Source organism: Streptosporangium sp. NPDC053982, from assembly GCF_055585205.1.
In genome coordinates this window covers 184695-199807 of the sequence record NZ_JBVJKQ010000019.1, presented here as the reverse complement: position 1 = coordinate 199807, position 15113 = coordinate 184695, and the positions used below count along the sequence as shown (strand labels likewise).

Here is a 15113-nt window from a genome sequence, read left to right as displayed (position 1 = left end):
ACGCTGCATGAGTGAAAGCGCACCGGAGTTGACTGCTGAGCTGATCGTGGACAGCGCCGTTCCCCTGTATCCGGTGGTCTCCCCGGACGGCCGCTGGGTCGCCTATGCGGTCACCCCGATCGGAATGCGGGAGGAGCATCCGACCGGCGCCCTCTGGGTCGCCGCCGCCGACGGGAGCTCACCCCCCAGGAAGCTGACCGCGGGGACGGCGAAGGACTCCGTCCCGCGGTGGGCGCCGGATTCGGCGTCGCTCTTCTTCGTCTCGGACCGGATGAAGCGGGGCGTCCCCCAGTTGCACCGGATATCGCTCGACGGCGGGGAGGCCGAGGCCCTGACCGCTTGGAAGGGCGGGATCTCCGATCATCTCCCGCTCGCCGATCCCCATGTGGTGGCCGTGGTCGCCGCGGACGAGCCGACCGAGGAGGACGAGCGCAGGAAGGCCGAGCGCGACGACGCGAAGGTGTGGGGAGAGCGGGTGCCCTACGGCCGGTTGCGGCTGCTCGATCTCGGCACTGGAGAGCTCCGGGTGGTGGAGCGACTCGGCGACAGGCACGTCGTCGAGGTGGTCCAGCGGCCGGACGGCGGCCCGTTGGCGGTCATCAGCTGGGCCTGCCCTGAGCTCGATTCCAGCGCTTCCACCGCCGGGTTGCACGTGGTCGATCCTGTCACCGGTGCGGTCCACGATCTCGGCCGGATCGAGTGGCAGGCGTGCTCGCCGACCTGGTGGAGCCTCCACGACGTCTGGCATGTGGCCTACCTGGCGGTGACCCCGCCCAGCCCGGTCGGAGGCCTGGCCGTTCTCGACGTCACCGTACCCGCGGCCGATACCGCGGGCGAGCAGCGCAACCTGACCGCGGGCATGACCGTCTGCCCGACCGACCTCGCGCAGGTCGCGGACGGCCCGCCGCTGGCGCTGTTCGCCGACGGGCTCGACACCGCGATCTACCGGCTCGACCCTGAGGCGCAGCGCTTCGTGCGGATGTCCACGCGAGACGGCCGTGTCGATTCGCTCACGGTGAGCCGCTCGGGTGAGGTGGTCGCCGCTCGGGCGAGCACGGCCTACGAGCCCATGAACGTTCACGCCGGACCTCCCGGCGGTCGGCTCATCCGGCTCAGCGACACCAGACCGGAACTGCGCCAGATCAGGTGGGGAACCCAGGAACGGCTCTCCTACAAGGCGTCCGACGGCCTCGACCTCGACGGGCTCCTGATCCTGCCGGCGGGCAGGAGCCGGCAGGACGGCCCGTTCCCGCTCGTCACCCTGGTGCACGGCGGTCCCGACGACCGGTACACCGACGAGTTCAATCTCGCCTGGTTCCCCTCGGGGCAGTGGCTCGCGACCGCGGGATACGCGGTCTTCCTGCCCAACCCGCGAGGCGGTTGGGGACACGGCCATGAGTTCGCGGCGGTGGTCGCGGGCCGGGTCGGTCTGGAGGAATGGACCGACATCGTCAGCGGGATCGACCTGCTGATCGCCGACGGAGTCGCGGATCCGGACCGGCTCGGAATCGGCGGAGGGAGCCACGGCGGATTCATGGCCGCCTGGGCGATCGGGCAGACCGACCGGTTCAAGGCCGCGCTGATGGGCTCCGGCATCAGCGACTGGGGAATGCTCGTCGCGACCGGCGAACAGGCAACCTTGGATGCGGGGCTCGGCGGCAGTGCCGGCTGGGAGGGGTCCGGCCCGCACCCGCACGACCGGCTCAGTCCGATCTCGTTCGCCTCGAAGATCCGCACCCCGGTGCTGATCCGGCACGGCGAGAACGACACGAACGTGCCGCTCAGCCAGGCGACGTTCTTCCACCGCGCGCTGCGTCACTTCGGCGTCGAGCACGAGTTCGTCGTCTACCCGCGAGAGGGACACTCCTTCAGGGAACGCAACCACCAGATCGACGTGCTCCGGCGTACCCGCGCGTGGTTCGACCGATGGCTCGGTGACCCGGCATCGGATCAGAACCGGATCTGACCCGGCCGCCCTGTTCCCGCAGAGTGGGTTCGCCGCCTCCGGGGGACCTTGGTGGTGCCTGGGCAAGGTCGAGGGGCGTGGCCGGCGAAATGCAGTAACCACCCGTAGGAGGAGAATCGACCCCCTGACCTACAGTTTGCAAGACTGCGGCGTGGAGCCTCATGAGCTGCTGTACTCCAGGTTAGAGACGATTTCGCCTTGCCCGTGAGTCCCCGTGATTCCCTTTCGGCGCCCCTCCTGACGGGCACGCAACGGGCACGGCGTCAGTACACACCTACCCAAGGCGTGGGGGCCGGTCGTGGGTGACCGTGGTCGCCCCCTCCCTCGCTTCTGTACGGCAACGGTGAACCAGTTGGAGGCGAGGTGCGTCGTAGAAGGCGTGAGGGCTTCTCAGCTCGTACTGGTGGCCGGCGCGATTGTGCTGGCCGGATGCGGCCAGGGGACCGCCTTGGTCGCCCCCAAGTTCGCCGGACGCTGACGAGCACGCGGCCGTGGTCGCGGAGCGGTGGCGGACTACAGGGCTGTCCGAGGAGTGGGTGCGCGGGTTCGTCCCCCAGGAGACACTCACGGTCTTGGGTAAGGATGTCCGGTTCACCGATCGCAGCAAGTTGGCCTTCGTCGCCGGGAAATGGGAACTTCACGCGGATCTGCCAGGCAGCGCTCCCTCCCACGGTGAGATCCGGTGGCTTGACGGGACGGCAATGACATTGCCGCTGCTGCGGGCTTCGGCGGCGTACGAGCAGATGAGTGTGCCTAACCTGCACCAGAAGTGCGCTCCAGGCGAGTGCGGGCTGCTCACGGTCATTGGGGCGCGCCTGGGCGAGGTCCAGATCCAGACCAGCCGGGGTCCGGCCATCGTCCCGGCGTGGCAGTTCAGCGTGCGGGACGTACCAGGCACGTTCAGCCGGGTTGCGATTGCTCCGACGGCACGCTCCAGCCCTCCCCCCGCTCTCGGAGCGGCCGAGGTCAACGGCTACCAGCCGGGGGAAGGGACGGCCGTCCGGCTCGAATACATGTCTGGCAGCTGTGACGAGCTGCACGGCGTGCGAAGCTTCGAGGCGGACGACCTGGTGATGGTCGATCTCGATATTGAGACGTCCGACGGTGTCTGCACTGCTGTGGGATTGGTCGGGGCCACCGAGGTCACACTGGCCAAGCCACTCGGCGACCGGATCGTGCTGGACGCGTCGAGTGGGCTGCCGGTGCCGTACGGGGTAAACCAGTCCCCGGCTATGCCACCGCCGGATATTTCACTGCCCTCGCCGACCCCGGATGTCTCCCTGCCAAGTCACGCCTCGCTGCCACCGTGGTCCCCCTCTCCAGGATGAGTCCGGATTGTCTTGCGCGGTGGGTGGCCCGGAGTGAAGGAAGCCCGTAGAAACGATCAAAGCTAGGGTAGGGAAATCTGTCCTTGACCTGGGCCTTCGAGCTTGGAGCGGGTGACGGGAATCGAACCCGCGCTGTCAGCTTGGGAAGTGCATGACTCGCGCCTTGGTCTTGCCTGCGCGGCGCGCACACCCCGTCCGCCTGATCATCCCGTCTGCCGTCGGCCCGCCCGTAGGGGAAGCGGGGCAGGGCCTGAGGGTCAAGGTGGAGCGCCCCACTGGACGAACGACCTTGACCCTCAGGCCCTGCCCCGCTCGGCTTGTCCCGGGTCGATGGCAGACGGGATGAGCAGGCCCCCTACCTCAGCCACTGACGGGCCGGGGATGATGAGCAAGCCTTCGGTGGTCATCCCGGAGCCGGAGCGCCCCCGCCGGAGGCGTTGTAATGTCGCCGAGTGGATCTCTACCTCGCTGATGTCCCTCCGGGGCTCACTCGTAGGGCACGCGACTTCATCCAGGCTCATGGCCTGCGGGTGGACTCCCTAAAGGTTGATCAGTACCGGGACGGCTGGCTCTCGTCGGGCATCCCGAAACCGGAGATCGATCGGGTCGCGGAGTATGCGGCTCGCTGGGGTGGGCTTGTGCTTCCTCCGGCTCCGCATTACGACGGTGGTCCTTGGACCCTGTGCCCGGATATCCCAGAAGGTTCACCGGCTGAGGGTTGGTGGTTCGAGGCCGGTGCACCGCGGACGGCGGTTCCCTATTCCTTCATGATCGGCCCTGGTGGTGAGTTCGGTGTCCAGGGCGATCGTTGGGTGCCGCTACACGCGACGGTCGAGGGCTGGGTGGAATCGGTGGCCCTGGCCTATCACGCGGCCACGTACGCCAAGAAGATCGTGAAGGTTACGGCTGACGAGGTCGAAGCGATCCGACTCGAAGGTCATGAGCCGGTGCGGGAGGTCGCAGGGCTGGCGGACACCTGGTGGAGGGGACCGGATTCACTGGTGGCCGTCTACAGAGGAGAGGCAGAGTGCATGTCTGCTCCCGTGTGCCGGACCGCGTTCATCTATACGGGCCTGGACCACTGGGGCCTGCATGGCTGAGATTCACCGTGGTGATAAGCGAACGTAATCCGCCTTGGGGCGGCGGCGGTGCGGCCCCAAGACGGCGGCGAAGGGGTGGGTACGGCGAGTGTGCGGTGCGGCGGGCGGCCCGCGGTCCCGCCGCCGGCCGAGACCGGCGCCCACGCCGCACGCTCGGGCGGCGTCCGGGCGGCGGGCCGTGCGGCGGCGCGCCGTGCCGCCGCCTTGATATCTATGAGCACAATTCGGCAACGTAGGTGGCAAAACGCCTGACCAGAGAGTCTCAAGAGCGAAAATGTCGGTGCTCCCACGTAACGTCCTAGCTATGGAGACGGAGGCCGTCATTAAAGGATCACGCGCGCGAGAGGACAGGCCATACAAGGAGCTAACGACAGCTCGCACCATCTTAGTAGCGGCCAGCGTGGCCGCCGTCGGGCTGATCATGCTCTACATAAGCGGCCTCAATGTATTTCCTGATGGAATTAAAGCACTTCTGAACAATCTCGGCTCGGCATTCATTGTTTCGGTGGCGCTCGCTGTGATTTGGGATCTGTGGGGACGCAGATCATTTAGTCGTGAGATTCTAGAGACGGCGCGAACGGCAGCCGAGGTAGAAGCTTCAGGACTTACTCATGTTGGCACTAATTATGTTGAAGATCCCGATTGGGAGAATCTATTTCAGGGCGTGCGGAAGCTAGACATATTTGTTGCGTATGGCAGGACGTGGAGAAACGCTCAGCTGCCCCGGCTTAAGGCCGTTGCTTCTCGACCGGACGCCCGTATCCGGGTTTATTTGCCAGATCCAGAGGATGCAGAAGCGATCAAGCATCTAGCTGATCGATTTTCTATGAGCCCCTCGGACCTGGTTAGTGCAATCAAGGAGGCGAAGCGGGACTTTGGAGCTCTAAAAGTTGATGGAGGTGCCGCTGTAGAAATTTACTACCGCAAAGGAGATGCGGTCTTTAGTTGCTACAGATTCGACAAGACGGCGATATTTATTCTGTATTCTCATGCACGCAAGCGGGCTCAGGTCCCTACGTTTGTTTGTCGAGCTGGAGGATCGCTATATCAGTTTGTGCTTGACGAATTCAAGGGAATACACGACCAAAGTACCCTCGCCACATAAGGAGGCGCGTACGTGATGGCAGACATACTATCCGCTAATGGCGATATCTCGGAAAGTATTGCTAAAAAGCTGCGACTCTCCGGTCTGGTTGCTTGTGACATAGAAACTAGTGGACTTGACTGGAGGGCGGAAAAGATCGGCACCTGTCAACTCTACTCGCCGTCAACAGGGGCTATCGTTGTAATTGTTAATGAAAATAATCCTCCACAGCGTCTAATTTCTCTGCTGGAGGATCCTAATGTGACAAAAATATTTCACCATGCGCCGTTCGATCTTAGATTCTTGAAATATCACTGGAATGTGCGCGCGCAGTCTATAGTGTGCACTAAAGTTGCTTCGCGGCTACTGTGTCCAGGAATTCCAAGAGGAAAGCATAGTTTAAAGAGTCTATTGTGGAGATATCTAAGTATAGATTTAGATAAAACAGAGCAGGTAAGTGACTGGACCGCGACGAATCTGAGCGATGCTCAATTGCGCTATGCGGCAGCAGATGTAAGTCACCTCATCAATTTGTGGGAAACTTTAAAAACCCGCATGCTGGAGGCTAGGTTGATGGAAATCTATGATAGCTGCATGAGATTCCTCCCAACTCAAGCCGCTTTGGAGGTGAATGGAATTTCCGACATATTCTCTTATTAGAGAAATTTAGTTTCCCTTAATCAAGTGCTTCTGGTTTGCGCATGGCAAGAGCATGACGAGCGCCTATGTAGCGCTCATGGAAATCTTTGGCGAGAGCTTCACGGCGGTATCTCTGGCGTAGGACACGGTCTAGATCTCCAGCCCGGTTGACGAGGTCGGTGAGGGATTTGCGCTCGATGTCGAAGGCAGCCATGCCCTGTTCGACGGCGGCGTCGAGGTCACCACGTCGGGCCTGGACAATGCCGAGATCTATGTGTGCGTCGGCGACGCGCATAGGTGCATTCGACGTGCCGTCCGGGCGGGTGTGCATCTGGATCGTCTCCAGCGCGTGTTCCTCGGCCCGGTCGTTGTCCTCCAGCCAGGTGTACGCGGTGGCGGCGTAGAAGACCCACTTGGCGTGGTCGAACACAAAGTGATGGTCGGGGTTGCTCGGCAATGGGAGCTTGGCGAGGATGTCGGCGCCTCGGGTGAGGGCCTTATCGGCTTCACGCCGGTCGCCGATGCGGGCCAGGCCACGGGCCTCCTGCAAGATGAGTTGCACCATGGCGCTGGACTGGCCGGCGGCGGCCTGGCCCATGCGGGCGGCGATGACCACGTCCTCATAGCGGCCTTCTACAAGGGCGAACCACGCGGACATTTCGTAGGCCCATCCCATGAGCTCACCGTGCCCGACCTGGCGGCCCATCTCATAGGCGGTACGGCGGGCGGTTTCGGCCTCCTCTCGCTCGCCCAGGTCGTAATGCACACACCCCAGGAGCGCGGTCAGCCATCCGGTGATGACCAGGAGTTCGCGGTGCTGGTCGAGGGTGATCCGGCCGGACAGCAAGCGGGTGATCTGTGCGAGGCGCTTCTGGGTCCGGTCGCGCAATGTGGCGGCGGGAACGACCGGGTAAGCCCGGCACAGTAGATCGACAGCCTCGGCGAGCGCTTCGAGCGTGCCGGTTCCGACGTCGGATGCCTGGAGCTGCTGGGCGAGTTCCATGGTCCCGTACAGGTCGGCCTCGGCGCGGAGCGCGTCTATCGGCATGATGGTCGTCGCCTCGCTCAGGCGGCTTTGGCCGCGCCGGTTCTGGCGGAACCCCAGGGCCTCGGGTTGCAGGCCGGTCAATTGGATGAGGGCGCGCCGGTAGGAGGTGTGCGGCCAGGAGACCTCGCCGGCCTCCCATCGTCTGATCCGTTCCTCGTCGCATGCCAGGCGCTCGGCGATGCCGGTCGGGGTGGCGTTGATCCGGTCGGCCATGTCGGCGCGGGTGAGTCGGTGCTCGTTGCGCCAGGCCCGGAGTTGGATGTTCGGGATGTTGTCGGGCATCTCGGGTCTTCCTCCTGGCTGGGGGCTCAAGAGGGGGAAGAAGGGGGGTCTTTCGGGGTCCTAGTGATCGCGATTCGCCTGTGGACTTGCCGTCAAGCAATCACGGTACGTCAACCCGCCTTCCGCCGCAGGGAGCGCGGATCAAATCGAGGAGATGGCGACGGTGACCAGGCCAGACGAGAACAGCGCGACACGCCCGTTCCCTGTGTGCCGGGGACGTGGAACCAAACTGCGCAGCTCGCGCCGTGCACTTCTCCTCGGCGAGAGCAGCGATGACCACGAGACGTACGGAGAACAGGAATGTCTCGACTGCCTCGCAAGCGGCCGGGTCGAAGGGAACGCCAGATGAATCCGATCATGCAGGCCGCCGCGGCCTTCACTGAGCACCAGCGTCAGCAGCGTGAGGCGTTCGCGCTCACCCGGTTGCGCGATGAGCTGCTGAAGCACGGCATCCATGCCGAGCTGCGTGACGACGACAGCGCCTTGATGGTCCACCGTCCCGGCGGTGCCGGTCTTCCGGTGTGGGTGTTCGTCGGGTACGGCGGGGCCTACTACTCCTGGCGGTCCGCGGAGAAGCGTCACCCGGTGAGCGACCTTCAGGGCGCCGCACAGGTCCTGGCCGACTACGTCGGTCGCTGAGACGGGCACGGCGAGGCGGCGAGTCCGCCGGCTGGAGGGGGCCGGAAGGGCGTTACCCCTTCCTCGCCGTGTCCCCTAGCTCCCCGGCGGACAGTAGAGCACGGTCGCGCGGCCCACCCCCTGTCCGCGCGTCTTTCCCCCGTCTCTCCTGCCTGCCGGGGCCGCTCCACAGCCGATCGTCGCACGCGATGACGGCGATGAAGATGAAGCGGTTGGGACCACTGAAACGTTGGTACCTGCGGGATGATCGAGATATCCGGAGTTGAGGGCATCCCTGGCCGGGTCACATGTGAAGCCAACGCCCGTCCTCGTACTCGGAGGGGATCTCGTCCCTCCACGGGTCGATTCCACGCTGCTCCAACTCCTCGAACCATCGATCACGCTGGGAATCGGGCAGGCGGCTCCCGCACCACGGACAGAAGGCGATGCCGATGACCGAGGTCCCGCCGTCATGGATGATCAGACCGTACTCCTGGAAGTCAGCGTTGAACCTCACGAGGGCGTCCGGGCATTCGAACGGATCCTCGTGGTCTTCGCAGCGCCACGTCACCCGACGAGTCATCGCCTCACAGCAGTGCTCGCTCATACGAGTAAGGATCTCGTGAACGGAGATCGGCAAGCTACCCGATCGAACTCTGAGGTGGCCGACCGGCGGAAGGCAGGGCTCCATGTGCCGCCTCGGGCGAGAGCCAATGGCACATGAGGATCAAAGCGCCCTGAAGATGATCAAGGCCCGGGTCTGGATGTCTGTCCTGACCTGGGCCTTTCGGGTGGAGCGGGTGACGGGAATCGAACCCGCGCTGTCAGCTTGGGAAGCTGATGTTCTGCCATTGAACTACACCCGCAGCGGTGTGCCGCGTCCACCACTGTAGCGGAAACTCGGAGCGCTCTCATCCGTCCCCGGAGGAGTTTTCCGGCCGTCACATGGGCCGTCGCACGGGTCGTCGCATGAGTCCTCACGCGGACTCTCGCACGAACCCTCGCACGAGGATCACGGAGCGGCGGCCGGGGGCGCCGGGCGGAGGTTCCCGGCGTGCCCGGGGTGCGGCGTTGGTAGGTTGCCCACGTGCTGCTTTCCGATCGTGACATCGCCGCGGAGATCGAGGCCGGCAGGGTCAAGCTCGATCCTTTCGACACCGAGATGATCCAGCCGTCCAGCGTCGACGTGCGCCTGGACCGTTACTTCAGGGTCTTCGAGAACCACCGGTACCCGCACATCGACCCCGCGGTCGAGCAGCCCGGTCTCACCCGGCTGATCGAGCCGGACGGCGACGAGCCGTTCGTCCTGCACCCGGGGGAGTTCGTCCTCGCCAGCACCTACGAGGTCGTCAGCCTCCCGGACGACATCGCCTCGCGGCTGGAGGGCAAGAGCTCGCTGGGCAGGCTCGGCCTGCTCACCCATTCCACGGCGGGCTTCATCGACCCCGGCTTCAGCGGCCACGTGACCCTGGAGCTCTCCAACGTCGCGACGCTTCCGATCAAGCTCTGGCCGGGGATGAAGATCGGTCAGCTGTGCATGTTCCGGCTCAGCTCGCCCGCCGCGCATCCGTACGGCTCGGAGCGGTACGGCTCGCGTTACCAGGGCCAGCGGGGGCCGACGCCGAGCCGTTCCTACCTGAACTTCCACCGGACCGTGATCTGAGCGACCCGGACCGGGGTCGTCCGCCGCCCCGGACCGGACTGGGCCCGAGCCTGCCCGTCCACCCTCGAACCGGACCGGCCGCCGGCCCGGACCGCCCGCCGTCCCGCGCAGAGCCACCGATCCGCCGGCCGGGCCCGAGCCGCCGGTCGGGCCGGACGGTCCGCGTACGGCAGCGGTACGGCGAAGCCTCTGGAAAGTGAACGCAAAGTGAATATCAGATGAACACGGGACCAATGAGATCTGCTCGGGCTGATGGGGAACGGGGTATTCGGGGGGTGGCGTGACCGAAATCACGGCCCCCGTCCGAAACCCCCGAGTGGCCGGGGTCGCGTCCTCGCAGGTGGGAAGGCCCATGCGGGCCTGAGGTGCGGCGATGGGTGCGTGCGGGGAGAAGAAAGCGCGGCATGTGGATCAAGCGGCAGCTGGCGACCCTTCTTGTCGGCCCCAGCTCAGCGTAATATGGCCCAAAACCAGCAAAACGGTCATCGGAAAGATGAGCCCAAGGCTTCCTCCCGAAGGGTGCCGCCAGGTATACACCGGGCAGCGGCAGTTGGAAGAGTAGGCGTCTACTGGGTGAAGTTCGGATTTCCGCTGGTAACCCGTACCCTTCTCTGCGGACCATCCCCGCACATCTGGAGAACGACGTGCGCCTGCGTCTCACGCCTAGTGAGGACAGCTACTACGACTTGTTCGCCGACTCGGCGAACAACCTCGTCACAGCGTCCCGGCTACTGGTCGAGATCATCAGCGACGGATCGGACAGGGACGCCCTGGCCGAGAAGATGCGTGCCTGTGAGCACGCCGGTGACGAGCGTACTCACGCGATCATGAACCGGCTCAACGAGAGCTTCATCACGCCCTTCGACCGCGAGGACATCTACCGTCTCGCGTCGAACCTCGACGACGTGATGGACTACATGGAGGCCGCCGCCGACCTCATCGGCCTGTACCAGATCGACCACCTCCCCAAGGAGGTCGTCCGTCAGGTGGAGGTCCTGGAGCGCGCCGCCGAGCTGACCGCGGAGGCCATGCCGCGGCTGCGCTCGATGCGGAACCTCAACGAGTACTGGATCGAGATCAACCGTCTGGAGAACCAGGCCGACCAGGTCTACCGGCGCCTGCTCGCCAAGCTGTTCGGCGGGGAGTACGACGCGCTGACCGTCCTCAAGATGAAGGAGGTCATCGACCAGCTGGAGATGGCCGCCGACGCCTTCGAGCACGTGGCGAACACGATCGAGTCGATCGCGGTCAAGGAAAGTTAAGTGGACCTCACGCTCGTACTCGTCATCGGCGTGGTCGCCGTGGCGCTGGCGTTCGACTACACCAACGGCTTCCATGACGCCGCGAACGCGATCGCGACCTCGGTTTCGACCCGCGCGCTGACGCCCCGGGCCGCCCTGTTCATGGCCGCCGCCATGAACTTCCTGGGCGCCCACCTGGGCACACAGGTGGCGGCGACGGTCGGCAAGGGCATCATCGAGGCCCCCAAGGGGGTCCACGGCCTGGTGATCGTGGTGTCCGCGCTGGTCGGGGCGATCACCTGGAACCTCATCACCTGGTACTTCGGCCTGCCCTCGTCGAGCAGCCACGCACTGATCGGCGGACTCGTCGGCTCGGCTCTGGCCTCGTCGAGCGTCGTCCACTGGAACGGCGTGGTCGAGAAGGTCGTCATCCCGATGATCCTGTCCCCGCTGGTCGGCTTCACCCTGGCGGCGATCGTCATGATCGCCATCCTCTGGGGCTTCCGCCGCTCCCAGCCGGCGAAGACGAACCGGGGCTTCCGGCACGCCCAGACGGTCTCGGCCGCGGCCATGGCCCTGGGCCACGGCCTCCAGGACGCGCAGAAGACCATGGGAGTGATCTTCCTGGCGCTCGTCGTCGGCGGGTTCCAGCACGAGGGTGACGCGATCCCCCAGTGGGTGATCCTCTCCGCGGCGACCGCCATCTCGCTGGGCACCTACGCCGGCGGCTGGCGGATCATGCGGACGCTCGGCCGCCGGATCATCGCGCTCACGCCCCCGCAGGGCTTCGCCGCCGAGGCCGCCGCGGCCTCCGTCCTCTACACCGCGGCCATCGGCTTCGGGGCGCCCATCTCCACCACGCACACGATCACCAGCGCGATCATGGGCGTGGGCGCCACCAAGCGCCTGTCCGCGGTGCGGTGGGGCGTCGCGGGCAACATCGTGATGGGCTGGATCCTCACGATCCCCGCCGCCGCGGCCGTCGCCGCGGTGTGCTACTTCGCGGTCCACTGGATGGTCGAGTAGCGAACCGGGCGGTCAGCGGAGCGCCGGTCGGGGACCTCCCGGCCGGCGCTTCGCCGTCTCCGCAGTCTCCGCCGTCTCCAGTGGTGAGCGGTGAGCGGCGCCCTACCTGCGGTACATGACGTCGACGTCCCACCGGGAGAAGCCCAGCTTCTCGTAGAGGCGGACCGCGGCGACGTTGCTCTCGTCGGCGTACAGCATGACCTGGGAAAGGCCCCGGGAACGCAGGTGGGCGAGGCCCGCCAGGGTGAGCGCCCTGCCCAGCCCGCCGCCCTGCTCGTCCGGATCCACACCGACCACGTACACCTCCCCGATCGGGTCGTGCGCGTGGTCGCCGTCGCCGTGCACCTTGGTCCAGTGGAAGCCGACCAGCCGCCCGCCCCCGGCACGTCCGCCGCCCGGCCCCTCGGCCGTCCCGCCGTACGGCTCACCGCCCGGTCCACTGCCCGGCCCGCCGTAAGGCCCGCCACCCGGCCCGCCGTAAGGCCCGCCACCCGGCCCGTCGTACGGCGCGCCGGGCTCCCGGCCCGGCGGCTCCTCGGCCGCCCGTTCTGCGAGGAAGAAGCCCGCAGGGTCGAACCACGGCTCCCGCTCGCGCCGCCGCAGGTCGTCGAGCGTCCACGACCCCTGCTCGGGGTGGTGGGCGAACGCCTTGGCGTTGAGAGCGACCCACGCCTCCTCGTCCGGGGAGCCGGGCTCGAACGTGCGCAGCCGTACGCCCTCGGGCAGCCGGAAGGGGGGCAGGGGCTCGGCCAGCGGGCGGCGCATCTGCCACAGCGACCTGACCCTGCCGAACCCCGCCGACGTGGCCAGCGCCTCGGCCCCCGGGTGCCCGCCGTGCGCCCACAGGCGAAGTCGTCCCCCGGTCAGCTCCAGCACGGCCGCGAGCAGGCGCCGTCCGTGGCCGCGCCGCCGGAACGCCGGATGGACCACCAGCTCCCCGCTCGGCCCCTCGACCGGGTCGGTCGGGTCGACGTGGGCGTAGCCCGCGAGGACGTCCCCGTCGTAGAGGAGCACTGCTCCCGCCCGCTCGTCTCCGCCGTAGCGGAGATGGAGCATCACGTGTTCGTTGAGCGGCCCGACCCCGTCGGCCTCCGTGGCGGCCGCGACCATCTCCAGGACGGCGGCCACCTCCGCCTCGCCGAGCCTTCCTCGCTGTTCCACACGCACGTTCATGCTCTGGACTCTAGGCGGAGCCCGGAACGCGGGGGGCGGCCGGATCGGCGGAATCACCCCTTCCGGGCAGGGTGAATCGTTACCTCCTGGACATTGTTTACATAGATTGCCGCTTTAGGGTCTGGGGTCATGATGTCTCGCTCCCTCAAGCGGCTGGCCCTCGCCGGTGCCCTCGCCGGCAGCGGTCTCGCCCTCGCGGCGGGGCCGGTCCAGGCGGTCGACCGGTCCGCCAGGACGGTGCCGGTCCGCCTGCTCGCGCTCAACGACTTCCACGGCAACCTGGAGCCCCCGACCGGGTCGTCCGGCCGCATGGTCGACGAGACGGGCGCCACCGTCGAGGCCGGCGGCGCCGCCTACATCGCCACCCACATGGCGCAGCTGACCGACAAGAACACGCTGAAGGTCGCCCAGGGCGACCTGATCGGCGCCAGCCCCCTGATCTCCGCCGCCTACCACGACGAGCCCTCGGTGGAGTTCCTCGGCAGGCTCGGCGTCACCGCCTCCGCCGTCGGCAACCACGAGTTCGACGAGGGGTACGGCGAGCTGCGGCGCATCATGTACGGTGGCTGCCACCCGGTGGACGGCTGCTCGCCCGCCGGGCAGTGGAAGGGCGCGCGCTACGACTACCTCGGCGCCAACGTCCTGTTCAAGCAGCCCACCGGGACCGCCGAGAAGCAGGCGCTCGCCGCCTTCGGCGCCGGGAACCCGGCCTCGCTGCGCTCGCTGCTGAAGGACTACGGCATCCCGGCCCTGCCCCCGGTCGCCGTCCGCTGGATGAACGGCGTGCCGATCGGCTTCATCGGCCTGGTCACCCAGAGCACCCCCGGCATCGTCACCTCCGAGGGCATCAAGGACCTGCGGTTCATCGACGAGGTCAAGGCCGCCAACGTCGCCTCCAGGCTCCTCTCGCTGGTCGGCGTCAAGGCGCAGGTCGTGCTGGTGCACGAGGGCGACCAGGTCGCCGCGGGCAAGTCGCCCGACTCGTGCAGCGCCGAGCCGGGCGCGGGCACCCGCATCGCCACCCAGGTGGACCCCCAGATCGACATGGTCCTCACCGGCCACTCGCACCAGGCGTACCTGTGCCAGGTGACCGACCCGGCGGGCGGCAAGCGGCTGTTCAGCCAGGGCGGCTCGTTCGGCCGGGTGATCACCAAGGTGGACTTCCAGGTGGACGTCCGCACCCGTGACGTCGTGCGCTCCACGGTCGCGGCCGACAACCAGGTCGTCACCCGGACCGTGGATCCGGACGAGGACACCGCCACGTTCGTCCGGACGTGGAAGGACCGCGTCAAGCAGATCGCCGACAGGCCGATCGGTAAGATCACCGCGGACATCACCAACACCGCCGCCCCGTCCGGGGAGTCGCCCCTGGGCAACCTCATCGCCGACGGCCAGCTCGCCGCGACGAAGACCGGCGGCAACGCGCAGATCGCGCTGATGAACCCGGGCGGCGTGCGCGCCCCGCTCACCTACGCGGGCTCTCCCGCCGGCGAGGGCGACGGGGTCGTGACGTACGGCGAGGCCTTCACGGTGCAGCCGTTCAACAACCTCATGCAGGTCGTCACGCTCACCGGCGCCCAGCTCAAGACCGTCCTGGAGCAGCAGTTCACCGGCGGGCCCAACGCCCAGCCGTTCACCAAGATCCTGCAGCCGTCGTCGAACTTCACCTACACCTACAGCGCGAGCGCGCCGTGGGGTTCGAAGGTCTCCGACATGAAGATCGACGGCGTCGCCGTGACCGACGCCCAGACGATCCGGGTCGCCGCCAACAACTTCCTCGTCGGCGGCGGCGACACGTTCCAGGGCTTCACGGCGGGCACCGACCTGTGGAGCGGCCCGCTCGACATCGACGCCTTCACCGACTACCTGACCGCGGCGGGGACGATCGCGCCGCCGGTCCCGGACCACATCACCGTCGCGCCCTGACCCGGCGCCGAGCCCGATC

The 15113-nt window shown here is 66.7% G+C and carries 13 protein-coding genes and 1 tRNA gene; 10 read left to right on the top strand and 4 right to left on the bottom strand.

What is annotated here, in order from left to right; all coding sequences use genetic code 11:
• Window positions 1-7: 7 nt before the first annotated feature.
• The 5 genes from ACZ6W9_RS31720 (at window position 8) to ACZ6W9_RS31700 (ending at window position 6138) form a co-directional block, all read left to right on the top strand.
• Complete coding sequence (locus ACZ6W9_RS31720; protein ID WP_470121019.1) at window positions 8-1966, top strand: S9 family peptidase; 1959 nt, start codon at window positions 8-10, stop codon at window positions 1964-1966.
• Between the two features lie 572 nt (window positions 1967-2538).
• The gene (locus ACZ6W9_RS31715; protein ID WP_470121017.1) at window positions 2539-3294 is read left to right on the top strand and encodes a hypothetical protein; all 756 of its coding nucleotides are present in this window, start codon (window positions 2539-2541) and stop codon (window positions 3292-3294) included.
• Window positions 3295-3746: 452 nt separating this feature from the next.
• Window positions 3747-4394 carry a hypothetical protein gene (locus ACZ6W9_RS31710; RefSeq protein WP_470121016.1) on the top strand — a complete coding sequence of 216 codons (648 nt, stop codon included), beginning with the start codon at window positions 3747-3749 and terminating at the stop codon, window positions 4392-4394.
• A gap of 304 nt (window positions 4395-4698) precedes the next feature.
• Window positions 4699-5499 (top strand): hypothetical protein, encoded by an 801-nt coding sequence (locus tag ACZ6W9_RS31705; protein ID WP_470121014.1) that lies wholly within the window; start codon window positions 4699-4701, stop codon window positions 5497-5499.
• 15 nt (window positions 5500-5514) lie between these two features.
• Entirely contained in the window at window positions 5515-6138 is a 624-nt protein-coding gene (locus ACZ6W9_RS31700; RefSeq protein WP_470121013.1) for a ribonuclease D, read from the top strand.
• A 16-nt stretch (window positions 6139-6154) separates the two neighbouring features.
• Here ACZ6W9_RS31700 and ACZ6W9_RS31695 read toward each other — a convergent pair whose 3' ends face one another.
• Complete coding sequence (locus tag ACZ6W9_RS31695) at window positions 6155-7447, bottom strand: hypothetical protein (protein ID WP_470121011.1); 1293 nt, start codon at window positions 7445-7447, stop codon at window positions 6155-6157.
• Between the two features lie 345 nt (window positions 7448-7792).
• Between ACZ6W9_RS31695 and ACZ6W9_RS31690 the strand changes: the two genes are divergently transcribed.
• Window positions 7793-8086, top strand: a complete 294-nt coding sequence (locus ACZ6W9_RS31690; RefSeq protein WP_470121009.1) for a hypothetical protein — start codon at window positions 7793-7795, stop codon at window positions 8084-8086.
• A gap of 283 nt (window positions 8087-8369) precedes the next feature.
• Here ACZ6W9_RS31690 and ACZ6W9_RS31685 read toward each other — a convergent pair whose 3' ends face one another.
• Entirely contained in the window at window positions 8370-8672 is a 303-nt protein-coding gene (locus ACZ6W9_RS31685) for a DUF6980 family protein (protein ID WP_470121007.1), read from the bottom strand.
• Window positions 8673-8857: 185 nt separating this feature from the next.
• Window positions 8858-8931, bottom strand: a tRNA-Gly gene (locus ACZ6W9_RS31680).
• Window positions 8932-9152: 221 nt separating this feature from the next.
• Between ACZ6W9_RS31680 and dcd the strand changes: the two genes are divergently transcribed.
• From dcd to ACZ6W9_RS31665, 3 genes are all read left to right on the top strand, one after another.
• Complete coding sequence (dcd, locus tag ACZ6W9_RS31675; RefSeq protein WP_389962156.1) at window positions 9153-9728, top strand: dCTP deaminase; 576 nt, start codon at window positions 9153-9155, stop codon at window positions 9726-9728.
• Between the two features lie 644 nt (window positions 9729-10372).
• On the top strand, window positions 10373-10990 hold the full coding sequence (locus ACZ6W9_RS31670; RefSeq protein ID WP_179819942.1) for a DUF47 domain-containing protein: 618 nt from the start codon (window positions 10373-10375) through the stop codon (window positions 10988-10990).
• Window positions 10991-11995, top strand: coding sequence for an inorganic phosphate transporter (locus ACZ6W9_RS31665; protein ID WP_389962154.1), 1005 nt, complete (start codon window positions 10991-10993; stop codon window positions 11993-11995).
• A 102-nt stretch (window positions 11996-12097) separates the two neighbouring features.
• Here ACZ6W9_RS31665 and mshD read toward each other — a convergent pair whose 3' ends face one another.
• Window positions 12098-13168 carry a mycothiol synthase gene (mshD, locus tag ACZ6W9_RS31660; RefSeq protein ID WP_470121005.1) on the bottom strand — a complete coding sequence of 357 codons (1071 nt, stop codon included), beginning with the start codon at window positions 13166-13168 and terminating at the stop codon, window positions 12098-12100.
• A gap of 129 nt (window positions 13169-13297) precedes the next feature.
• Between mshD and ACZ6W9_RS31655 the strand changes: the two genes are divergently transcribed.
• Complete coding sequence (locus ACZ6W9_RS31655) at window positions 13298-15094, top strand: bifunctional metallophosphatase/5'-nucleotidase (protein WP_470121003.1); 1797 nt, start codon at window positions 13298-13300, stop codon at window positions 15092-15094.
• The last annotated feature ends 19 nt before the right edge of the window (window positions 15095-15113 follow it).

Bases quoted from the DNA above. Each gene is read 5' to 3' on its own strand.
- mshD (WP_470121005.1), bottom strand. From the start codon at position 13,168: ATGAACGTGCGTGTGGAACAGCGAGGAAGGCTCGGCGAGGCGGAGGTG.
- ACZ6W9_RS31705 (WP_470121014.1), top strand. From the start codon at position 4,699: ATGGAGACGGAGGCCGTCATTAAAGGATCACGCGCGCGAGAGGACAGG.
- ACZ6W9_RS31690 (WP_470121009.1), top strand. From the start codon at position 7,793: ATGAATCCGATCATGCAGGCCGCCGCGGCCTTCACTGAGCACCAGCGT.
- ACZ6W9_RS31720 (WP_470121019.1), top strand. From the start codon at position 8: ATGAGTGAAAGCGCACCGGAGTTGACTGCTGAGCTGATCGTGGACAGC.
- ACZ6W9_RS31685 (WP_470121007.1), bottom strand. From the start codon at position 8,672: ATGAGCGAGCACTGCTGTGAGGCGATGACTCGTCGGGTGACGTGGCGC.
- ACZ6W9_RS31655 (WP_470121003.1), top strand. From the start codon at position 13,298: ATGATGTCTCGCTCCCTCAAGCGGCTGGCCCTCGCCGGTGCCCTCGCC.
- ACZ6W9_RS31695 (WP_470121011.1), bottom strand. From the start codon at position 7,447: ATGCCCGACAACATCCCGAACATCCAACTCCGGGCCTGGCGCAACGAG.
- ACZ6W9_RS31700 (WP_470121013.1), top strand. From the start codon at position 5,515: ATGGCAGACATACTATCCGCTAATGGCGATATCTCGGAAAGTATTGCT.